This is a genomic window from Klebsiella sp. RHBSTW-00215 (assembly GCF_014103785.1).
GTDB lineage: Bacteria > Pseudomonadota > Gammaproteobacteria > Enterobacterales > Enterobacteriaceae > Klebsiella.
This window is the reverse complement of record NZ_JABXQS010000010.1, coordinates 1-1,304: the sequence shown is the minus strand read 5'-3', so window position 1 is coordinate 1,304 and position 1,304 is coordinate 1. Positions and strand designations below refer to the sequence as shown.

Annotated in this window: 1 protein-coding gene; it reads right to left on the bottom strand. The window is 51.6% G+C overall.

Features of this window, described 5'->3' with window-relative positions; all coding sequences use genetic code 11:
- Positions 1 to 773: 773 nt before the first annotated feature.
- Complete coding sequence (locus HV127_RS31565) at positions 774 to 1,304, bottom strand: helix-turn-helix domain-containing protein (RefSeq protein WP_143550338.1); 531 nt, start codon at positions 1,302 to 1,304, stop codon at positions 774 to 776.

Sequence of the window (1,304 nt, the reverse complement as noted above, 5' to 3'; positions counted from 1 at the left end):
CGCTATTCCTCATGAGCCATTGGTAGCTCAAAAATAAGCTACCTTAGCTCAAAAGTAAACTATCTTAGCTCAAGCTAGCTCACGCATGCATGGTCTAGAGCTAGCTCACGCATGTGTGGTCTAGCTCATTTATTGAAATGTATATAAATCAGATACTTATAGTTTTCCGCTTATCTAATCTTTAAAAACCTAAATTCAACACCCAGGGCTAAAGTTACCTCCCGCCTTTCGGCGGGCATTTTTGGGGGTCAAGGTTCGCTTTAGCGACCGCGAAGCGGCCCGACCTTGACGCTCAAAATTGCCCAGCATGCTGCCAGGAGGTGGTTGTGATCACGCAGTGAGCGCAACCACCTGTCAGACGCTTTTGGTTTTGACCTTTGCGGGTTTCGGGGCGCAGCCCTGAACCAGTCACGTAGCGCTAGCGGAGTGTATACTGGCTAAACTTCAGAGATGCCAAGGAAGGGACAGGATATGTTTTGTAGCACCGCCACCGTGGTGGCGATACTCCAAAACGCCTGGTCAGGGCACAGCCCCGACACCCCAGAGCCGACTGTAGGTCACTGGACGAACGCGGCGGAATGATGTCGGATGACGTCATTTTGCGGCGTTTGCCCTATCCTGCATCGCAGTGTTTTTTACCCGGAAGGTCAACGTCAAGGGCGGCTTAACAGGTGGTTGCGCTCACTGCGTGATCACAACCACCTTTGCCAAGTGTGGGGGTCGTTACAGCCCGTCAAGGGTGCGCTACGCCGCTACGCGCCCTTGACCGGCTTTCACTCTAAAGGCAGGTCGCATTGGTCTTTAGCGTCGCCTTCCTGCCCTTTGAACATGGCAACGATTCGGCGCTGTACATCACCGTCAACGTTAACCAACGTTTTGCTTACGAATGCTGCATAGCCTTTGCTGGAGTTGTAACCCTTCCAAACCTCATGGGGGTCTAGCGCATAGGCGCAGACGTTGCCGGCAACTGGGATTCTTACTACCGCATTTTTGGTCTCAAGGTAGTTTAACCAACGCTTGATCGTGCTCCTGCTAACGTTCAGTTTGTCAGCCAAAAACTGTTGTTCAGCAACGACAGCCCCACACGTTGGATCGATGTGCTCAGCTAAAAACGAGTACAGCGCGATTGCAGCCACACCCTGTTTGTCCTTAGAAAGCTCTCTAATGCGTTCCCAGCCCTTTGGGGATACTTGGGTGAACTTACTGTTCTTTTGGTCTTCACGCCGTTCCTGGGCCTCTTTAGCGCGCTCTAAATCGATCTCTCTCATCCGTCTTTGAGATCGTTTGTCTAACCCCGAAATCAT

Coding starts and splice junctions, on each gene's coding strand:
- HV127_RS31565 (WP_143550338.1), bottom strand. CDS start 1,304: ATGATTTCGGGGTTAGACAAACGATCTCAAAGACGGATGAGAGAGATC.